The sequence below is a fragment of the Cupriavidus sp. R6-3 genome, assembly GCF_059772245.1.
This window is the reverse complement of sequence record NZ_JCBAJO010000374.1, coordinates 1-3,007: the sequence shown is the minus strand read 5'-3', so window position 1 is coordinate 3,007 and position 3,007 is coordinate 1. Positions and strand designations below refer to the sequence as shown.

Genomic DNA, 3,007 nt, shown 5'->3' with positions numbered 1-3,007 from the left:
GACAGCGGACAGCAGCTTCTGCAGCGCGATCGGTTTTTCCAGGAAATTGAGCGCGCCGATCTTGGTCGCTTCCACCGCGGTATCGATGGTCGCGTGCCCGGACATCATGATCACGGGCATCGTCAGCTGGCCTTGCGAGGACCATTCCTTGAGCAGCGTCACACCGTCGGTGTCCGGCATCCAGATGTCGAGCAGCACCAGGTCGGGCGTATTGCCGGCACGGTATTCACGGGCTTGTTGCGCGTTTTCGGCTACTTCGACTACATGGCCTTCGTCGCTGAGGATTTCCGAGAGCAGTTCACGGATACCCATTTCGTCGTCGACTACGAGGATGGTTGCCATACTTTCCTCTTAACCCCTCCGCGGCGTTCCGGGTCGGACCGCATCATCATGCATCGCTATGCCAGCTTGGCGAACAGGATGGATATCTGGGCGCCGGCGACTTCGGTGCCCTCCATGCGATTGCGCAGCTCGATGCGCGCCCCATGTTCGTCAATGATCTTCTTCACCATCGCAAGACCCAGGCCGGTCCCCTTCGCCTTGGTCGTCACGTATGGCTCGAACGCGCGGCTGAGGATGCGTGGGGCGAACCCCGGACCATTGTCGGCGATGGTCAGCTTGACAGCCTGGCGGCTTTCGCCGGAGGCATCTTTGTATTCTACAGTCTCGGTGTGCAGAGCGATACAAGGCGCCGGACGGCCCGCCGCCACGTTCTCCGCCACCGCATCCTGCGCATTCTGCAGCAGATTGTGTATCACCTGCCGAAGCTGGGTCGGGTCACCCTTGATGTCGGGCAGATCGTCGGCCAGCGACGGATGAATCACGGGATGCTCGTGCAGGCCGGGATCGTCGATGCCGTACAGATGCAGGACCTCGGCCACCAGCCCATTGAGCTGCAGCGTCTGCAGCATCGCCGGCGGCGTGCGCGCGTAGTCGCGGAAATCGTCGACCATGCGCTTCATCGCCGCTACCTGGTTAACGATCGTGGTGGCGCCGCGCTTTAGCACGTCCGCGTCATTGCCTTCGAGCTTGGGCGCGAGCTTCATCTGCAAGCGCTCGGCCGACAGCTGGATCGGCGTCAGCGGGTTCTTGATTTCATGCGCGAGGCGCCGGGCCACTTCGCCCCATGCGACCGACCGTTGAGCCGAAATCACATCGGAAATATCGTCGAACACGACCACGTAGCCGGGCTCGGCATGGTCGGTGATAGCGTCGCCGCCCGGCAGCCGCGCGCCGCGCACCAGCAGCGTCAGCGGCTGTTCCTCGTCGCCGTGCGGCAGTTCGATCTGCTTCTGCCAGTGCGCGGCGCCGCCGAGCACCTCGCTGGTGCTCTGCTCCGAGAAGGCCTGCCGCACGATCTCGCCGAACGCCGCCATGCCGGGAATCGCCTCGACGGGATGGCCGATGGTCGGCCCGAGCGGCTGCCCGAAGATGCGTTCGGCACCGGGATTGGCGGTCACCAGCGAGAAGCGCCGGTCCATCACCAGCACGCCGGCGGTCAGGTTCTGCAGCACGCTTTCGAGGAAGGCCTTCGATTGCTCGAGCGCGGCGCGATTCTGCTCGACCGCCAGGCGCGCCTCGGCCAGCTGGCGCGTCATCATGTTGAACTGCTGGGTCAGCATGCCCAGTTCATCGCGGCTCTTGAGCTCGCGCTTGGGCGACAGATCGCCTTCGGCGACTTCCTTGGTTCCCTGCAGCAGCATCAGCAGCGGCCGCGCCAGCTGGCCGCCGAGCAGCAGCGCCAGCATCACGGCGATGAAGACCGCGAGGAACAGCGTCAGCGTCAGCGTGCCGATATACATCTTGCGCAGGCCGGTGCGGCCCAGCGCCTTTTCCTGATAGTCCTGGTAGGCGCGCTGGACTTCGTCGGCATTGCGGGCGAGCACGGCGGGGACCGGATGCACGATCTGCAGATAGCGTTCCTCGCGCACCGTATCGCCGATCAGGCCGAAGCCCGACGAAGGATAGTCCTCGGCGCGCCGCTCCAGCGACAGCCCCGAGCCCGCCCAGCGATCCTTGCCGGCGGGACGTGGCGCCGTGCCCAGCGACGATTCGTCGGCCGGCGTCGCGGGGCCGAGCGGAATGATCACGCGCAGCCGGTACAGGTGATTGGCGTCGGCGCGCTCGGCCTGCGGATGGCCATCGCTGCCGCCGTCGGTGCCCGGATCGGTGCCGCCCTCCACCGCCGCATAGCCGCCCGCGAGCCGCGCCTGCTCGACGAGCACGCCGCTCGGCAGGCTCGGCACCAGCATCGCGTAATTGCTCGACGCGGAGGCGATCACGCGCCCGCCGCCGGTGAAGATCGAGGCCTCCTGCACGCCGTACTGCTCGCGCAGCCGGTTCAGCTGCAGCGAGTTGGTCGGCTCGCTGGCGCTGATGATCTGGTCGCTCATCTGCCGCGCCTTGGCCTGCAGATCGGCCAGCGCGCTGTCGATGGTAGAGCGGCCCAGATTCAGGCCCGCCTCGAGCGCGGTTTCGACACGCACGTCGAACCACGACTCGATGCTGCGCGAGACGAATTGCAGCGACACCAGATAGATCAGCACGCCCGGCAGCACGCCGACGATGCCGAAGAACAGCGCCAGCTTGGTCATCAGCCGCGTGCCGAACTTGCCGCGGCGATAGCGCACCCACAGCGCCACGGCGAGCGCGCCGATGATCAGCACCATCAGCACGCCGATCACCAGATTGATCTTGTACAGCAGCGTGAAATAGCGGTCGAAGAATTCGGTGTTGGCCGACGCGGCCGCCAGCAGCATCACCAGCACCAGCGCCAGGAAGACGATGGTGCCGGCGACCACGCGGCTCAGGACGCGGCGGAGCCGGCTGTCGAGCACGCTGTTCAGCGGGGAGATCATGACCTGGCGGCCGGCGACGACAGCGAGCCCGGCGCCAGCATGCCGGCGACCGGGCGCCCGAAAGCCGGCGACGGACGGACGTTACCGATGCCCGGGGCCGAGGCCGGCGGGGCATTGGGCGTGGAGGCAGGACCTGGTGCGCTGGCCGG

General features: G+C 66.5%; 1 protein-coding gene and 1 pseudogene. Both read right to left on the bottom strand.

Going from position 1 to position 3,007, the window contains the following annotated elements; genetic code table 11:
• Positions 1–342: pseudogene (gene esaR / locus AC6EI8_RS25695) on the bottom strand (response regulator transcription factor EsaR); the annotation flags it as partial.
• Positions 343–398: 56 nt separating this feature from the next.
• The gene (locus AC6EI8_RS25690; protein ID WP_498383289.1) at positions 399–2,858 is read right to left on the bottom strand and encodes a sensor histidine kinase; all 2,460 of its coding nucleotides are present in this window, start codon (positions 2,856–2,858) and stop codon (positions 399–401) included.
• Between the last annotated feature and the right edge of the window lie 149 nt (positions 2,859–3,007).

Excerpts from the sequence above, each read along its gene's own strand:
- AC6EI8_RS25690 (WP_498383289.1), bottom strand. The coding sequence starts at position 2,858 with ATGATCTCCCCGCTGAACAGCGTGCTCGACAGCCGGCTCCGCCGCGTC.